Here is a 17,491-nt window from a genome sequence, read left to right as displayed (position 1 = left end):
GGCCGGGCTACCCGCCCGGGGAGGTGGCCGGGCCACCCCGCCACGGTGGGGGTGGGGGTCTGGCCGGGCTACCCGCCCGGGGAGGTGGCCGGGCCACCCCGCCACGGTGGGGGTGGCCGGCCGGCCGTGGCGAGGAGGGCGTCCACGTCGACCACGCCGCCGGCGGCATCGAACTCGTCGTGGACGGCCTCGCGCAAGGCGGCGTCGGTGAGGTAGTCGGCCGCGGTCAGCGCCAGGGCCGTGGCCCCGTCCACGGTGCCGCGGTCGGCCAGGTCGCTGGCGGCCCAGTGCGCGAAGTCGGGGGTGTGGATCGTGACCTCGGGCGGGGAGATCGCCAGGAACGGGTGGATCGACGGGACGCGGACGCTGACGTTGCCCATGTCGGTGGACCCGGCCAGGTCCAGCGGCACGATTCCGGCCGGCAGGACGCGCCGGCCCCGAGCGGCCATGTTCGCGGCGTAGCGCGCGGCCAGGGCGTGGTTGCTGCGCACGGGCAGGTACGTCGGGCACGGGTCCCAGGTGACGTCGACCGCGGCACCGCTGGCGGCGGCAGCGGCCTGGAAGATGGCGTCGGCGCGTTCGCTGAGCTCGACCAGCGTGTCGGGCTCGGAGGAGCGCAGGTAGAACGTGGCCGCCGCGCGGTCCGGCACGATGTTGGGCCGCTGGCCGCCGTCGGTGATGATGCCGTGCATCCGGTCCCCGGGCAGCATGTGCTGGCGCAGCTGGGCGATCCCGGTGTAGGCCGCCACCGCTGCGTCGAGCGCGTTCACCCCGAGGAACGGCGTCAGGGAGGCGTGCGCCGCCCGGCCGCGGTAGACCACCTCGACCTGGCGGACCCCGAGCCAGCGGTGCTCGGCCACGTCGAATCCCGACGGGTGCGCCATCACCGCCACGTCGATCTCGTCGAACCCGCCGGCCTGGGCGATGAGCTCCTTGCCGCCCCCGCCCTCCTCGGCCGGTGTTCCGATCAGCTCGACCGACCCCCCGAGGTCGGCGGCCGTGTCGGCAAGGGCCAGGAAGGCGCCGACGGCGGTGGCGCAGATCACGTTGTGGCCGCAGGCGTGCCCGATGCCGGGGAGTGCGTCGTACTCGGCGATCACGGCCACCCGCGGGTGACCCGCGCCGACGCGGGCGCGCAGGGCGGTGGGCAGGCCGAACGCCCCCACCTCGGCATCGTGGCCGTGCTCGCCGAGCAACCGGGCGACGGCGGCCACGGCGCGATGCTCGGTGAAACCGACCTCGGGGTGGGCGTGGACCTCGTGGGACAGCGCGATCAGGTCGTCGGTCCGCCGTTCCACCGCCGAGCTCACCGCGGTGCGCAGCTCGGCGGGGGCGCCGTCGTGCGGCGAGCCGAGTGGTTCGGCCGCGGCCATGTCGGCCTCGATCCGGGCCGCCAACCGCGCGATGTGGCCGGGGTAGGGCTGTCGAGGTTGGTCATCCATGGCCCGCACCCTACCCAGGACCGGCGAAGCGCAGGGCCACGCCGCCCACGACCGACACCACGAGCAGGACCCGCAGCGGGAACTGCACGGCGCGGGCCCCCCGCGGGTCGTAACGGGCGAACGCCCGGTCGTGGGCCACGACCACCGCCAGGACGTGGAAGCCGATGAAGGCGACGAGCTGGCTCACGGCGGCCAGGGCGGCGGGGACCGCCTCGTAGGTGACCTCCCGCCCGGTCAGCCCGAGCAGGTCAGCGCCCCGGCCGAACGGGTCGGACAGGGTGATGGCCGCGTGTTGGAGCTCGACGAGCAGCGGGCCGAAGTGGTGCGCGACACCGTACGCCACCACCAGGGGCACCAGTGCCGGGCGCAGGAACCGGGCGCGTGTCACGCCGGCGCCCAGGGCGCCGACCGCGCCGATGCACGCGGCCAGGCCCGCGGTCTGCAGGGCGGCGCGGGGGCGTCCGAAGAGCACCTGCTGCCACGCCAGGGTGTCGCTCAGGCTGTCGAACAGGTGCCCGCCGAGCAGCACGGCCACGACCGCGAGCAGACCGGCGGGGGCCTCCAACGCGGCCAGGCGACGCCGGGGGCTGCGCACCACTAGGGCCCCGCCAGGATCGCGGCCGAGCGGCGCGAGCCACCCCACCATCGTCGAGTAGACCTGGAAGCCGTCCCCGTGGCGGTACCAGGCGCGCCCGTACACCGCCGCGGCGCCCACCTGGGTGAGGGCGTAGGCGGCGAGCAGGACCAGGACGGTGATCGGCCGGCGGGTCGCCACCAGCTCCGCCCACACCACCACGGCGAGCATGGCTGCTCCCGGCCACACGCCCAGACGCTCCGGCAGCGGTCGCACCAGCCGGTCGTGGGGATCACCCGAGAGGCGGGCGAGGCCGCCGGAGACCGCCCGCAGCGGGTTCGCGACCCGCCACACGGGCCCGAGCAGCACCGACCCCACCAGCAGCACGCCCACCCAGAAGGCGGCGAAGAAGAGCGCCGGCGCGGGGTTGGTGAGGAAGTCGTCGGCACCCAGGGCCGCCGTCACGGCCGCCAGGCCGAGCAGGGCTGCCGCGCCGGCGCGCAGCAGGCCGCGCGCCACCGGGTGGTCGGCGACCGCGGTGACACCCGCAGGCAGACGCCGGCCCGGGCGGGCGCGGCCGCTGCCCGTCGCCCGCGCCCCGAGCAGCGCGGCGGTGCCCATGACCGCGCCCCCGGCGACCGCCAGCAGCACGGGCAGCGTCACCGGCAGGTCGCCGATGTCGCCGAAACCGTGTGCGAGAAGGGGGATGCTCACGCCCCCGAGTCTGGCACCCGGGTCCCCGTCTGACCGGTTGCCGGGCTGTGCAGGATCAGGGCCACCACGCGGCCCTGATCCTCAACGCCACGTGTCAGCCCTGGCCCGGTGGGCCTTCGCCGTCCGGACCGCGCGGCCTGTCCCCGTCCTCGTCGTCATCATCATCATCGCCGGGGCCGACGTCGCCGTCCTCGTCGCCGCCGTCGTTCTCGTCGCCGTCCCCGTCGCCGTCCCGGTCCCCGTCGCCGCCGTCCCCGTCCCCGTCGTTCCCGCCGTCGCCCCCCTCCTCGCCGTCCCCGCCGTCCCCGCCGTCGCCCCCCTCCTCGGGGGCCGGCGGTGGTGGCGGTGGGGGCTCCTCGATGGGGGCGGGTTCGGACGACGTCGGCTGGGGGGTCGGGGCTTCCTCGCCCTCGCCCGGGGTGGCCGGGAGCAGGCCGGCGACCTCCTCGGCGGCAGCGGCGATCTCCCCGGCGCGGGCATCGGTGACCTCACCGGCGGCACGGCGGGTATCCAGCGCCGTCCGCAGGTCGTCGAGCGCCTGCATCGCGGCCTCGGGGTCCCCGGCCTCCGCGGCAGCGCGCACGGCCGCGGTGTGCCGCTGGAGGTCCTGCGCGGCCTCGTCGGACAGGGCCCCCGCGCTGCACCCCCACAGGAGGCCGACCGCGACGAGCAGCGCCACCACCCGACTCACGGGCGCACGCTCTCCTCGAGCCGGCGCATCGCCTCGTCGAGCTCGGCGGGCAGGGTGCCCTCCGCAGCGGGCGGCGGTGGGGAATCTTGGCCCGGCGTGCCGCCGGGGTTGGCGAGCACGACCGCGACGAGCGCGGCGGCGATGACCAGCAGCGCGACCACGCCCGCGACCGCGCGACGCCCGGGCCCGCTCCCGGCGGCCGGGGCCGCCGTGGTGGCTGGGGGTCGGCGCGGCAGAGTCATCGTCTGCTCGGCGGTGGCGTCGGCGGTGGCGTCGGCGGGCTGCCCCGAGTCCGCCGGCGCCTGGCCGGTGGACAGCCACGTCGCCACCTCCGTCGCGCTGGGGCGCGGTGCAGGATCGCGGGCCGTCATCGCCGCCAGGAGCCCGGGCCAGGGCGCTGGCAGGTCGTCCGGCACGACCGGGTCGCGTTGCAGGCGGGCCATGGCGGCCTCGACCGCAGTGCCCGTGAACTCCTTGCGCCCGGTCAGGGCTTCGAGCAGCACCAGACCGAGCGCGTAGACGTCGGCCGCCGGTCCGACGTCGGCAGCCTCCAGCTGCTCTGGCGCCAGGTAGCCGGCGGTGCCCGCGGTCATGCCCGGCGAGGTGAGCCGCGTGGCCTCGGTCAGCCGCGCGATGCCGAAATCGGACAGGAGGCTGCGACCGTCGGCACCGAGCAGCACGTTGGCGGGCTTCACGTCGCGGTGCACGATGCCGATCCCGTGGGCATGGGCGAGGGCCCGCGCGAGCTCCTGACCGAGGGTCGCGGTCCGCGTCGCGTCCATGGGACCGGCGGCGAGTGTGGACGGCAGGTCCGTGCCCTCGATCAGCTCCATGACCAGGTACGGGCTCCCCTGGTGGGTGCCGGCATCGAACAGCTGCACGATCCCCGGGTGGCTGAGCGCCGCCATCGCGCGGATCTCGCGGGTGAACCGCCGCGTGTCGTCGTCGCCGGCGCCGCGCACGACCTTGACGGCCACGGCACGCTCGAGCACCAGGTCGCGGGCGCGGTAGACGTCGGCCATACCACCCCGCCCGACCACGGTCTCCAGGTGGTAGCGCTCCCCAAGGATCGTATCGGCGGTGATGGCTGCCGCCACGGTGCCGTGCCCGTCGGCGGGCGGGCGCGACGCATCGTCAGGGGGTACGGGCATCAGGGGAACCTACCGCACCGCAGCCCTCCCTAACCGGGGTTGTGAAGGTCAGCGGGACCCGTCGACCACCAGCGCGCGGTTCTCGATCGCTGCGGGCTCGGACAAGCAGACGGGACACAGGGGCTGGGCAGCGTGCTTGTCGAACCAGGTGGGGCAGGCGAACCAGCGGCTGCACCACTCGCAGTGACCCCAGATGTCGGCGGTGGGCTCGGACATGGGTCCTCCTCGGTCTTCAGTCGGCGGGAGCGCACCGTAGCCAGGCGGTGTGGCCGGCAACACCCCGCGGGCCCAACCTTGACCAAGTGTTTACCGCGTGCCGGTGGCCAACCGGTCAAGGCGTCGTGGTCGAACGGCCGGGTGGCGTCCCGACGTCGACGCCGGGCCCGCGTACCACGTGGCCGTCTTCGTGTGCCCGGTCGCGCGCGTCGTAGAGCACGACCATCGGGCGGCCGTGGCGGCCGCCCGGGCACCAAGCCTGTGTAGGCAGGGTTGCGGATTCCGCGACCAGGACGACACAGGCCCGGGTCCCGACCGGCCTGACCGACCGCCGGACCGCCCACCGCCGCGCCAGCCCCTTCGCTGCCTGTGGGTCCTGTTGCCCTCACGCGGTGTACCGTTCGCCGCTGGGACCCCCGCAGGCTGGGGCTGTCAGCGTCGCCGGAGGACGAGGTAGCGGCTCACGGTCGACCCGCCGACGAGCAGGAGCAAGGCCAGCGCCACGCCGGGCAGGGGGACGCCGGTGTCGTCCACGGCCGCGACCATCGCGGCGTCGGCACCCGTCGGTCCGGCTGCCGTCCGGGTGTCCGGGCCGGGCACGCCGGCAGCCTGGGTCGAGCCCGGGTTGGAGGGCTGCCCGTTGGTGACGTGCACCTCGACCGGCGCCGCGCCGGCGACCTCCGGGTCGGTGGTGGACGTCGCGGTGACCGTCAGGGTGGACGTGCCCGCCGGGGTCCGCCGCGGCATCCCGACGGTGACGGCCACCTCGGCCGTGTCGCCCGGGCCCACGGTGACCTCCTGGGGTTCCACCGCCGCGAGCCAGCGCTCGGGCAGCTGGCCGAGCGTGAGCGCGTACGTGTCGGCGGCCGCCCCGGTGTTGCGGAGGGTGACCTGCGCCACGCCGCTCTCGCCCGCGCGGACCTGGAGCGGGCAGCTCGTGCAGCCGAGGGCGACCAGCGGCTCCTCGGGGTCACCCGCGCTGTCCTGGAGGCGCAGCAGGAACAGCCCCTCGTCGATGCCGCTGACCGCGATCGTGCCGGACTCGAAGAACGGGTAGTTCGACCAGGAGCCCTCGAACGTCGGATCGCCGTGCGCCGGGAAGGTGTCGAAGAAGGCGACCTCGTCCAGGCCCGGATCGGCGTCGTCCAGGCCCGTGGTGTCGAGCACCCGCAACCCGCTGGTGTAGTTCGACTGGTAGACGCGGTCGCCGTGGACGTAGTTGTTGTGGGTGATCGAGCGCGTGTCGTGGGTGTGCTCGACGTGCACCGTCGGCTCCTGCAGGTTGGTCACGTCGAGCACGACCGTGCGGGTGTCGATGTCGTGCGTCACCTCGTCGAGCTCGTCGTTGACGATCAGGTAGGCGTGATCCTCGGTCAGCCACCCCTGGTGGGTGTAGCCCACGTTCGGGTAGTCGGTCATGCCCACGGTCACCGGGGTCAGCTTGTCGGTGACGTCGACGATGACGACCTTGTCCTCCGCGGAGTTGAAGCAGAGCTCCCGGCCGGTGTAGTGGGTGTGTCCGGGCCGTCGTAGAGGACGCACTGGGTGTCGTGGACGTAGGCGGCAGGGGAGAGCTCGTCGACCGGTTCCCCGAGCGTGCGCCCGAGCGTGCCCGGACCGCCCTCCTCGGTGTAGCAGCCCGCGAACACCGGCAGCGTCGGCGTGGAGACGTCGACCATGTGCAGGCCCGACAGGCACTGGTCGGGCACGACCAGTGCCGCGTTGCCGCCCACGATGTAGGCGAAGCCGGTGTCGGTGTTGATCTCCAGGTTGTGGGCGGCAACCGGCAGCGGGTAGAGGCCGTCCTCGGTCCACGTCTGCGCCGCTTCCACGCCGCGCAGCCGGGTGAGGTCGAACACCGCCATCCCGTGCGGGTTGGACTCGCTGACGATGAACGCGTGGTCGTCGTAGACCTTGATGTCGTGCCAGTGCTGGTGCAGCAGCGCCCGGTTGGGCAGCTCGCCGAGGTGGACGGGGGCGGTGGGGTCGGTGATGCGGAAGAACGCGACCCCGTTGGTCTTGCCGATGATCACGTACTCGTCGCCGGTGTCGGGATCGGTCCACCCCCACAGGTCGCTCACACCGCCGCCGAGCAACTGGCGCAAATCGGTGTCGCCCGCGAACTCGGCGTGCGGCACGAACCCGAGCAGGTCGATGCCGTCGCACTCGAACACGTCGGCCCGGCCGTCCACGCAGGCTACGTTCGACAGCCGTTCGGAGAGGTCAACCTGGTCGTGGGTGGAGGTGAGGGTCACGTTGACCGCCGCCGCGCCGGCAAGCACCGCGTCACGGATCGGTGCCCCGTCACTGCGGGTCAGCTCGAGGCCCGGGATGCCCGAGTCGATGGCGTTGCCCGGTGCCGGCTCGTCGGTGTCGCTGACCTGGACGAGCCCGATGGCGCCGAGCTGCTCGGCGAGCTCCATCTTCTGCTTGAACGTCGCGACCGGGCAGACGTCGAACAGGTCCTGCCCTTCCACCGCGTCGACCAGGGCGATCTTGCCCGCGACCTCCACCGTGGCGTAGGCAAGCGGCGTGCACCCGGTGCCGGCGTAGACCAGGTCGGCGTTCTGGTCCGCCACCGGCGCCGTGCCGTCCCACTGGCTGGCGGTGCGGAACCCGGACAGCCAGCCGGGGCTGTGCACCTGGACCCCGATGCCCCCGCTCTGCGGGTCCTCGTGTCCCGGATGCGCCCCCGCTCCCGGGACCCCGACCGTCGCCGCGAGGAGCAGTCCGACCGCGACGCTGACAGCCGCGTACCGGCGCGGAGACCGCAAGGCCGTCCCGTGCATGACACCCTCCTGGTACCGATGAGCCCCACATGGTGGCAGAAACAGCCGTGGTGAGATCGCCGACAACCTACAACGACCGGTCGTGAGGGGACGTCACGGCATGGACCCGGTGACGGCGCGCAGCAGGTCCGCCCACGCGCGGCGCTCGCGGACCGGGTCGACCAGGTCGCGGCGCGCCTGCACGTGGGCGGCCAGGTCGCCGAGGTACGTGTCGTCGGTGGCGGCACGGTGCAGCAGGTCCGCCAGTGCGCCCGCGTCGCCGACGGGGAAGTAGCCGGGGTAGTCCCTCCCGAGCAGACCGACCGAGCCGTCGATGCGCGTGGACAGCACGGGGGTGGTTGCGGCGAGCGCCTCGGAGACCACGTTGGCGCCGCCCTCCAGGCGGGACGTCAGCACGAGCAGGCGGCTGCGGGCCAGGCGTGTCAGGGCCTCGGCACGCGGCCGGTCGCCGAGCCAGCGATAGCGGGGGTTGGCCTCGGTCTCGGCCGCCGCCCGCTCACCGAGGTCCCGGTCGAGCGCGGCGCCGAGATGGGTGACCCGCACCGCGGAGTCCGCCGGCAGCAGCCGGGTCGCCTTGGCCACCAGCAGCGGGTCCTTCACGGCCCGCAGGTGCGCGAGGAAGACGACGTCGAAGCGTCCCGGCCGGTCACCATCGGGCGGGGCCTCGGGGACGGTCACCGACTGGTGGATCACGTGCACCCGGGATCGCAGGTGGCTGGGTACCGCGGTCCGCGCCAGCGGCTGGAGCACCACCAGGGCGGCCGCCGCCTCCATGGCCGTCTGGGTCTCGGGGGACTCGGTGAGGTCCTGGTACAGGTCGGTGCCGGTCAGCGCGACGATCACCGGGCGCCGCGGGTGCGCGGCGGTGAACGCGCGGGCGGCTGCGGCGCTGCGCCGGGCGTGCAGCGCCACGAGCACATCCGCCGCGACGCCCGACCACGCGGTGGTCACCGTGACCCGGTGGCCCAGCTCACGGAGCAAGCGCGCCCAGCGCAGCGCGGTGACACGGTTGCCGTTGTGCGAGCTCGGCGGCGCGGGCGTGACGATCTCGACGTGCATCGCCGGTCTCAGCGCGCGCAGGTGCGGAAGCCGGCAAGCACGTCACGCCGGCCGGGCGTGAAGTAGTTGCGATACGTGGTGCGGACGTAGCGCGCCCGCGTGGCCCACGCGCCGCCTCGCAGCACCTTGCGGCCCTCGGCGAACCACGGCCAGGAGTTGTCGCGGTAGGCGTCCTGCTCGAAGTTCGGGTACGGCTGGAAGGTCGAGGCCGTCCACTCCCAGACGTTGCCGAACATCTGGCGCACGCCGAAGGCGCTGTCACCGCTGGCGTGCGCCCCCACGTCGACGGTGCCCATGGCCCGCCAGTCGAGGTTGGCGTGGCCGGGGATGGTCTCGTCCTCGCCCCACGGGGCCGGTCGACGGGCGTCGCGGAACCCCGCGTCGCCGGGCTCGGCGCCGGCAGCGACCTCCCACTCGACCTCGGTCGGTAGGCGCCGGCCGGCCCAACGGCAGTAGGCCGCCGCCTCCCAGTAGGAGACGTGCACCATGGGACGTGCCGGCTCCAGGGCCACCCAGCGGTCGAAGTCGCGACGGGCCCAGCCCTCGCCGTCGCGGCGCCAGTAGACCGGGTGGGCGGCCCCGCCGGCGTGCAGCCACTCCGCGCCGGCGCCCCACAGCTCGGGGCGGAGGTAGCCGCCGTCATCCACGAAGCTCGCGAACTCACCCTGGGTCACCGGCGCACGGGCCATGGCGAAGGACTCGACCTCGACCGGGTGCGCCCACTTCTCGTTGTCGTACACGAACGGGTCGGCGCGCAGCGCCCCGAGCAGGTGGACGCCCCCGGGCACCTGCGCGTCGCCGGGAAGGCTGCCGGCGTCGGGCTCGGCGGCAGACGTCCCGCTGAGGCGGGGCAGCTCCGGGGCGGGGTAGCCGAGGGCCTGTCGGGTGTAGGTGATCGCCTCGGTATGCGTGTCCTCGTGGAAGACGGTGTACAGGGCGAGGTGGCGCACCACATCGGTGCACGCCGCGTCGGTGACGCGCGCGGCGATGCGGTCGCGCACCAGGGCCATGTACGTCAGGGTCTCGGCGCGGGTCGGCAGCGCGAGGTGCCAGCGGGTGTCGTGCGGGATGGCTCCGGAGTCCCAGATGGCGTCCGCCTGCGCCAGGATCGGCGCTTCGCCCAGGGCGTCCCGCAGCACGAACTTCTCCGCGAACCAGCTCAGGTGCCCGATCTCCCACAGCAGGGGGTTCACGGTGGGCAGGACCGGCCCGATGAGCTGCTCGTCGTCGAGGTCGGCCACGAGGTCCAACGTGCGCTGCCGCGCGTCACGCACCCACTCGGCCAGTTGCTCAGGTGCCAGCCCCGCGTTCACCGGTGCCCCTTCGGTCGCCGCATGCCCTCAGCCTAGAGGGGATGCGGCGACCGAGTGGCGCCGGGGCCGCTCCGAGCGCATCCGCCTCAGCGCGGGGCGCTGCCCGGCTCGGGGTGGGGGTGGCCGGGCTGCTCGGCGTGGTCGGTGGGCGCAGCGGGCTCGGGGTGGGGGTGGCCGGGCTGATCGGCGTGGTCGGTGGGCGCAGCGGGCTCGGGGTGGGGGTGGCCGGGCTGATCGGCGTGGTCGGCTCGGGTCTGTCCGGTGTGCGGCTCCTCGTGCGTGTGGCCCGGGCCTGCTGCCAGCGCGGTGACGGTGACCGGTGCGGTGAGCAGCAGCACGGCTGCAGCGGTCACCCCCACGGCCTGTTGCAGCCGGGGACGCAGCCGGACAGCCGTACTCGCCGTGGCGAGCACCCCCGCGACGATCAGCCCCTGGAACAGCGCCGTGGTGCCGTCGAGCAGGCCGACCGCTGACGATCCGTCGCCCGGGACGAAGGGCAGCCCCGCCGTGCGCGCAAGGACCCAGGCGCCGAGCACGATGCCATGACCGATTGCACCGGCGGCAAGGACACGCCGGCTCGGGGAGCGCCGCACCAGCGCCGCCGCCCAGGCCAGCTGCAAGAGGGCGACGAGGCCGAAGGCGGCGCCATACCACCAGACCACGGCGACGTGCTCGGCGATGATGCTGACGTGAGCCGCCCCCGCCCCGGCGGAGAGCCCGGCGAGCGCGAGGGTGAGCAGGCGGCGGTGGCGTGCAGCGGTCATGGCAGGTCCTCACCGGGCGGAGGTCGCGAGCTCGTCGCGAAGCGGATGCCTCGCGTGCGCCGAGCTCGTCACCGGCTGTTCGGGCGGGGACCACGCGCGGATTGCCTGCCCGCGCCGCGTGATTGCTCCAGGGCGCGGACTGGCGTCTACTGGGGCGATGCTGTTCCGACCGGACCCGCGGGACTTCCGGCTGATCGGCCTCTACGCAGCCCGGGTCCTGCTGGGTGTGGGGCTGGTGATGCTGCTGCCCGCCGCGCTGGGGTTCGCCCTCGGGGAGTCCAACGAGGCGTGGGGCTTCGTGGTGGGTGCCGCGTTCGCGATCATCTTCGCCCAGCTGGGGGAGCGGGTCTGCCGGACCCCCGCACAGCTGTCGGCCAGCCATGGCCTGGCGGCGGTGGGGGCGGCGTGGTTGCTGGCCCCGGTCTTCGGAGCCGTGCCCCTGCTGCTGTCGGGCCACTACGCGTCCTACCTCGACGCCTACTTCGAGGCGATGAGCGGGTTCGCCACGATCGGGCTCACGCTGGTCAACGACGTGGACCACATGGCCCGCAGCGTGAACCTCTGGCGCCACCTCATGCAGTTCATGGGGGGTCAGGGGATCATCATCGTGTTCCTGACCATGTTCGCCAAGGGCGGCGGCGCCATCGGCTCCATGTACGTCGGTGAGGCCCGTGAGGAGAAGATCCTGCCCAATGTGCTGAGCACCGCCCGGTTCATCTGGCGTGTCGCACTGACGTACGCGATTGCGGGGATCGCCTTGCTGTGGGCGGCCCTGGCCGTGGCCGGCATGCCGCCCCGGTTGGGGCTGTACCACGCGGCGAACCTGTTCATGACCGCCTTCGACACCGGCGGCTTCGCCGTCCAGTCGACGTCGGTGGCCTTCTACCGGTCCCCGCTGGTGGAAGCGGTGCTCATGCCGATCATGGTGGCGGGTGCCAGCAGCTTCGCCCTGCACTACTGGCTGTGGCAGCGTCGTGGCCGGGAGCTGGTGCGCAACCTCGAGGCGCGCGTGGCCGCGTGGTCGCTCATGGCGGTGTTCACGGTCATGGTGGTCGGGCTCGCGCGCACCGGGGTGTTCACCGACCTCGGACCCCTTTTCCGCCATGGCTTCTTCCATACGCTCAGCGCGCACACGACGACAGGGCTCGCGACCGTCTCTGGCCGGCTGTACCTCACCGACTGGGGAGCGCTCGCGCCCGGCATGCTCGTGATCGCCATGGCGCTCGGCGGCATGGCCGGCTCGACCGCCGGCGGGATCAAGGCCCTGCGGGTCGGCCTGGTCCTGAAGGGGCTGCGCCGGGACATCCGCAAGCTGCTGCTGCCCTCCGACGCCGTCGTGCTCGAGAGCTACCACGCGGGGCGGCGGCGCATCGTGCGCAACCACCAGGTCATGAGCGCGGGGCTGATCCTGCTCCTGTGGCTGCTGCTGTACGTCACCGGCACACTGGTCGGCCTGTTCTACGGCTACAGCCTGGAGGTCGCCCTGTTCGACTCCACGGCCGCGGCCAGCTCCGGGGGGCTGTCGGTCGGTGTCGTGCGTCCGGACATGGAGACGCCGCTCAAGCTCGTCTACATCGCGCAGATGGTGCTGGGCCGCCTCGAGTTCATCGCCATCTTCGTGCTGGTCGGCTATCTCGCCGCGATCGTGCGGGGGCGGGCGTGAGCCCACCCGATCCCCGCCGACCGGTCAGCCGACCGCGGATGCTGCTGGCCGCCGCCGCCCTCCTCGCCCTGCTCGCCGGGGTGGTCACGACCGCCGAGCTCCTGCGCCACCCCCCCGCCGCCGGACCCCCTGCGCCGGCACCCGACGCCGGCGACGTCCGTGACGAGGTCGAGTGCGGGGGCCGTGTCCCGTCACAGCGGGGAGCCCCGGCCCCCGCTGCCCTGCGCGTCAGCTCCGCCGATGTGCACGACTGCCCCACGGTCTACGACCAGCGTGCCGTCATCTACGAGGGCGAGGCCGTGGGGGCGCTGCTCGATCGCCGTGACGGCGCGTGGATCCAGCTCAACGACGACGCGTACGGGGGTGTACTGACGCCGCTGCCGGCACACCGGTACTTCCGCGGCGCCAACTCCGGGGTGGGGGTGTTCCTGCCGCCCGAGCTCGTCGACCTGGTCGACACCGTGGGGGGTCCCCGGGCGCGTGGGGACATCCTGCGGGTCACCGGCACCTTCCACCGGGTGGACCCGGCCAGCGGAGAGGTGGGCGTGGTCCGCGCGGACCAGGCGGTCCTCGTCAGCCCCGGGACGACGACCGACCAGCAGCCCCTGCGCGCGCGACGCATCGTGGGTTCTCTCCTGGCCCTGGTCGCCGCGGCGATGACCGTGGCCTTCCGTCGCAGCAGCCGCTGGCCGGCCCCGAGCCGGCGCTGACCGTGGCGACCCGAGCATGAGCCAACGAGCATCCCGCCCGGCAGCGACGCCCGCTCGGGAGGCGTTCCTGGCTGACCTCGACGCCAGCGGGCGCTTCCACCGGGACAACGCGGTCGGTCGGGTCTTTCACCCCGGGGCGGTCTCCTACCGCGAGGCGGTCGCCGAGAACAGCGTGCACCTGGTCTGGGAGCGCGGGCGCCTCGTCGCACACGTGGACCGGTACTCCCCGGTCCGCTTCACCAAGGACGGCGAGGCGCACTACGCCTTCTGGCGCATCGCCGTCCACAACGTCGCCGGGTTGGTCACCGATGTGCTCAGCCTCCCGCGCCGCCAGCACAGCGGTGACCGGTGCCCGACGGCGGGCGAGAACATCGAGATCGACGCCGATCTGCTCGACGAGTTCCTGCACGGCCCGGACGGCTCGGATGCGGCCGACGTGGCGCTCGATCACCTGCGTCGGGAGCTGCTGCCCCGCACCGACGAGAGCGTGCAGTACCTCTCGTTCAACCTCGTGGACGAAGTCGTGCACCTGCTCGACACGCCGGCGCAGCCGTGGAGCGTGCAGCTGGAGGTGCGCGTCGCCGGCAGCCTCGACGAGGACCGGTTGCGGGCGGCCGTCGATCAGGCGCTGCGTCGCCACCCGATGGGGCGCGCCCGCCGGGCGGCCTCCCAGCGCGCATGGAACCGCAACTACTGGGAGACGCCGTCCGAGCTCGACGTCGACCCGTTGCAGGTGAGCCCGCAGATCGACGACGCCGCGCTTGCGGCTGCACGGGCGGCACAGCACAGCGAACCGATCTCCCTGTCGACCTCGCCCCCGCTGCGTGCCCGCCTGGTGCGCCAAGACCGGGGCGACGTGCTGCTGCTGACGTGCCACCATGCGGCCACAGACGGGACCGGCGCGCTGCGGCTCCTGACCTCGATCGCCCGCGCCTACGCCGGTGACGCCGACCCGCTGCCCGAGGTGGACCTTCGCGCTGCCCGCGACCTCATGGGCAACCACGCTCCGGCCGATGCCGTCATGCGCGTCCGTCGGTACCTGGCCCTCGCGGAACGCCTGCGCGAGCTGGTCGCTCCGCCCGCCCGCATCGCCCGCCACCAGGGCCGCGAGCGGCCGGGGTACGGCTTCCACCACGTCCGTCTGAGCGCCGAGGAGACGCAGCGCCTCGCCGGCTTCGAGCACGCCGGCGACGTCGATGACCTGCTCGTTGCCGCCCTGCACCTGGCGGTCGCGGCGTGGAACGCGCGGCACCGTCGCCCGTGTCGCCGCATCACGGTGCTGGTCGCCGCGAACCTGCGCCCGCGCGACCTGCGCGACGAGATGGTGGGCAACTTCACCATGCCCGCACGGGTCTCCACCACCCCGCGCCGGCGGACGAGCCCGGCCGCGACCCTCGCGGCGGTCACGGCGCAGACCAGCCGCAAGCAGCGCAGCGGCATGGGCACGTCCCTGCTGGAGCTGCTGAGCTGGTCATGGCTGCTGCCCCTGCCGGTGAAACGCGTGTTGGTGGATGCGTTCGACCAGCGGTTCTCCGACACGGCCGCCCTGTCCAACCTCGGGCGGGTCGCCGATCCCCCCTCGTTCGGAGGCGATCTCGGAGCGGTGGACGAGCTGTGGTTCTCGACGCCTGCGAGGATGCCGCTGGGCCTGTCTCTCGGCGCTGCCACCGTGGGCACCCGGCTTCACCTCGCCTTTCGCTACCGCCACCCGCAGTTCGGTGCCGACGCCGCGCGCCGGTTCGCCGAGTGCTATCTGGACCAGCTGCGCCGGTGCGTGAGGTGTGCGCCCACGGGTAGTCCATCGGTATGACGAAGGTCTCGGTGCCGCGTTCCCGCATGCCCGGGGAACGCCGCGTCTCGGTCACCCCCGACGCGGCCCGCCAGCTCGTGGAGGCGGGCGTGCATGTGCTGGTGGAGGCCGGCGCCGGGGCGGCAGCGGGCTACCCCGACGCGGGCTACGAGGACGCCGGGGCGCGGGTCAGCGGCGACATCGGTGCCCTCTGGTCGGACGCCGACATCGTCATCACCGTCGGGCCGCTCGCGGACAACGCCGACCTCGGTGGTCACGAGGTGGACGCGCTGGCCGAGCACGCCGTCGTCGTCGGGTTCCTCGCGCCCCACCGCGACGTCGAGGTGGTCCGCACGCTGGCCGAGCGCAAGATCACCGCCTGCGCGCTCGAGCTCGTCCCCCGCATCAGCCGGGCGCAGCGCATGGATGCCCTGTCGTCGCAGGCCAACCTCGCGGGCTACCGGGCGGGCGTGACCGCCGCGTACCGGTGCGACAAGCACTTCCCGCTGTCCATGACGGCTGCGGGGACCGTGCGTCCTGCCCGCCTGGTGGTCCTGGGGGCGGGCGTGGCGGGGCTGCAGCGCCCCCACACTGCTGACCCAGGACATGGTCTCGGGGATGCGGCCGGGCTCTGTGGTGCTCGACCTCGCGGCGGAGGAGGGCGGCAACTGCGTGCTGACCCGCGTCGGCGAGGAGGTCGACCACGGGGGCGTGCGCGTGGTCGGCGCGCACCAGCTCGCCTCGGAGCTCGCGCCCGAGTCGTCCCAGCTGTACGCCCGCAACATCCTGGAGTTCGTGCGGCTGCTCCTCGACGAGCAGGGCCGGCTGCGGGGGTGCTCGGCGGGACTGCCGCGGTGACACTGGTGCTGTCGGTGCTCGTCGGCGCGACGACGTTCTCCGGGAGCATCGTCGCCGAGCTCAAGCTCGCCGGCATGCTCAAGGCCGCCCCCCGCATCCCGGTGCGCACGGCGGTCATGGCGGTGCTCGGCGTCGGTGGGCTCGCCCTGGGGCTGGCGGCGACGTTCGCCACCGCCGACGCCGCGACCGGCGCGGGCCTCGTGCTCGCCGTGCTGGCCGTCAGCCTGCTCGCCGGCGGCGTGCTGGTCCTGCCCATCGGCGGCGCGGACATGCCGGTGGTCATCGCCCTGCTCAACTCCCTGTCCGGGCTCGCGGCTGCCGCGACCGGGTTCGCCATCGGCAACAACCTGCTCGTCATCGTCGGCACGATCGTCGGTGCGGCCGGACTGATCCTCACCCAGATCATGTGCAAGGCCATGAACCGGTCGTTGGCCAACGTCATCGCCGGCGGGTCCCAGAGCGGTGGTGCGGGTGACGGCGACCACGACTACCAGCAGGTCCTGTCCACCCACCCCGACGAGGCGGCCATGCTGCTGGAGGCCGCGTCGTCGGTGGTGATCGTGCCGGGCTACGGCCTCGCCGCGGCCCGTGCCCAGCACACCGCCTACGACCTCGCCAAGACGCTGGGCGAGCGGGGCACCGACGTGCGGTTCGCCATCCACCCCGTGGCCGGCCGGATGCCCGGGCACATGAACGTCGTGCTCGCCGAGGCCGACGTGCCCTACGAGCAGCTGTACGAGCTGGACCAGATCAACCACGACTTCAAGAACACCGATGTGGTGATCGTCGTCGGGGCCAACGACGTGGTCAACCCGGCGGCCAAGACCCAGGCGGACAGCCCGATCGCGGGCATGCCGATCCTCGACGTGGGCGACGCCGGCCAGGTGCTCGTCATCAAGCGCAGCCTGTCGCCGGGCTACTCGGGCATCAAGAACGAGCTCTTCGAGGCGGACAACACGATGATGCTCTTCGGTGACGCCAAGGACATCCTGAGCCAGCTGTCCGCCGAGCTGGCCCAAGCCGCCCCCGTGTGAGCTACGGCGTGTCGCTGACGCGCCGTCTGGGCACCGCCGGCGTCGGTGGCCTGTCACCACATCCCCGACACGGGAGATATCCACGACGCGGAAGATCTTCGTGGCTTGCTCTTGCCGTCACCGCCGAAGGCCGCTATACTCGAACATATGTTCGTATCAGTGGAGGTTCGGTCAGGCGACGTACCCGCCTCTGCGGGCACGCGCCGCTGGGCGCGCCCGCACGCGCTGACCGGCGTGTTGGCCAGCGAGGAGCCCGTCGGCTACGACGCCGACCGCGCACCCGACGCCGACGCCGACGCCGACGCCGCGGCGTGGACGGGCGACGCGGCGGCGGGCACGCCCTGGACCGAGACTCCCGGCGGTGGGGACGCGACCTCGACCACGGTGGACGACGGCCACGACGCCGCGTTCGACACCGAGACCGTCGACGACAACGACGAGCATGACGGCGAGACCGTCGATGGCAACGGCCAGCATGACAGTGGGGCCGGCGGCGGCGACGGGGCGGGCGGTTGGGTGGTGGGCACGGCGCCACGCACCGTGGAGGCTCGCACCCGCCTGACTCGCTGCGCCACCACACCCGGGTCGCCGTTGGGCGCGGCGGTGGGCGCGCTGGCCGACGCGGTCGAGGCCCTGACCGCCACCGCCACCACCGACATGGCGGGCACCGCCGATCCTGCCGGCGCCATGGACGGTGCCGACCCTGCCGGCACCGCCGCGTGGG

At 73.7% G+C, this 17,491-nt stretch carries 15 protein-coding genes; 5 read left to right on the top strand and 10 right to left on the bottom strand.

All coding sequences use genetic code 11. The features are described from left to right. Positions 1–68: 68 nt before the first annotated feature. The 10 genes from WD250_15620 to WD250_15575 form a co-directional block, all read right to left on the bottom strand. Entirely contained in the window at positions 69–1,442 is a 1,374-nt protein-coding gene (locus WD250_15620; GenBank protein MEX2621645.1) for an amidohydrolase, read from the bottom strand. A gap of 10 nt (positions 1,443–1,452) precedes the next feature. Beyond that, entirely contained in the window at positions 1,453–2,730 is a 1,278-nt protein-coding gene (locus WD250_15615) for a hypothetical protein (GenBank protein ID MEX2621644.1), read from the bottom strand. A gap of 94 nt (positions 2,731–2,824) precedes the next feature. Further along, a complete protein-coding gene (locus tag WD250_15610; protein MEX2621643.1) occupies positions 2,825–3,421 on the bottom strand; it encodes a hypothetical protein in 597 nt (198 codons plus the stop codon). Beyond that, a complete protein-coding gene (locus WD250_15605; GenBank protein ID MEX2621642.1) occupies positions 3,418–4,572 on the bottom strand; it encodes a serine/threonine-protein kinase in 1,155 nt (384 codons plus the stop codon). The genes WD250_15610 and WD250_15605 overlap by 4 nt, the downstream gene beginning before the upstream one ends. A 48-nt stretch (positions 4,573–4,620) precedes the next feature. Then, positions 4,621–4,788 carry a hypothetical protein gene (locus tag WD250_15600; GenBank protein MEX2621641.1) on the bottom strand — a complete coding sequence of 56 codons (168 nt, stop codon included), beginning with the start codon at positions 4,786–4,788 and terminating at the stop codon, positions 4,621–4,623. A 432-nt stretch (positions 4,789–5,220) separates the two neighbouring features. Next, positions 5,221–6,330, bottom strand: coding sequence for a choice-of-anchor B family protein (locus WD250_15595; protein MEX2621640.1), 1,110 nt, complete (start codon positions 6,328–6,330; stop codon positions 5,221–5,223). After that, entirely contained in the window at positions 6,225–7,577 is a 1,353-nt protein-coding gene (locus tag WD250_15590; GenBank protein MEX2621639.1) for a choice-of-anchor B family protein, read from the bottom strand. Before WD250_15590 ends, WD250_15595 begins: the two co-directional genes overlap by 106 nt. A 93-nt stretch (positions 7,578–7,670) precedes the next feature. Next, entirely contained in the window at positions 7,671–8,636 is a 966-nt protein-coding gene (gene senB, locus WD250_15585; protein MEX2621638.1) for a selenoneine biosynthesis selenosugar synthase SenB, read from the bottom strand. A gap of 8 nt (positions 8,637–8,644) precedes the next feature. After that, entirely contained in the window at positions 8,645–9,949 is a 1,305-nt protein-coding gene (gene senA, locus WD250_15580) for a selenoneine synthase SenA (protein MEX2621637.1), read from the bottom strand. A gap of 86 nt (positions 9,950–10,035) precedes the next feature. Beyond that, a complete protein-coding gene (locus WD250_15575) occupies positions 10,036–10,713 on the bottom strand; it encodes a hypothetical protein (GenBank protein MEX2621636.1) in 678 nt (225 codons plus the stop codon). A gap of 157 nt (positions 10,714–10,870) precedes the next feature. Between WD250_15575 and WD250_15570 the strand changes: the two genes are divergently transcribed. The 5 genes from WD250_15570 to WD250_15550 form a co-directional block, all read left to right on the top strand. After that, a complete protein-coding gene (locus WD250_15570; GenBank protein MEX2621635.1) occupies positions 10,871–12,376 on the top strand; it encodes a potassium transporter TrkG in 1,506 nt (501 codons plus the stop codon). Next, on the top strand, positions 12,373–13,086 hold the full coding sequence (locus tag WD250_15565; GenBank protein ID MEX2621634.1) for a hypothetical protein: 714 nt from the start codon (positions 12,373–12,375) through the stop codon (positions 13,084–13,086). Before WD250_15570 ends, WD250_15565 begins: the two co-directional genes overlap by 4 nt. Positions 13,087–13,102: 16 nt before the next feature. Beyond that, positions 13,103–14,896 carry a condensation domain-containing protein gene (locus tag WD250_15560; protein ID MEX2621633.1) on the top strand — a complete coding sequence of 598 codons (1,794 nt, stop codon included), beginning with the start codon at positions 13,103–13,105 and terminating at the stop codon, positions 14,894–14,896. Next, positions 14,893–16,767: an NAD(P)(+) transhydrogenase (Re/Si-specific) subunit beta gene (locus WD250_15555; protein ID MEX2621632.1), complete on the top strand. Its 1,875-nt coding sequence runs from the start codon at positions 14,893–14,895 to the stop codon at positions 16,765–16,767. The genes WD250_15560 and WD250_15555 overlap by 4 nt, the downstream gene beginning before the upstream one ends. Positions 16,768–16,914: 147 nt before the next feature. Beyond that, positions 16,915–17,491: hypothetical protein (locus tag WD250_15550; protein MEX2621631.1), on the top strand; the 577-nt coding region annotated here is incomplete at its 3' end.

It is taken from the genome of Egibacteraceae bacterium (assembly GCA_040905805.1).
Taxonomy (GTDB): Bacteria; Actinomycetota; Nitriliruptoria; order Euzebyales; family Egibacteraceae; genus DATLGH01.
This window is presented reverse-complemented; position numbering and strand designations above follow the sequence as displayed.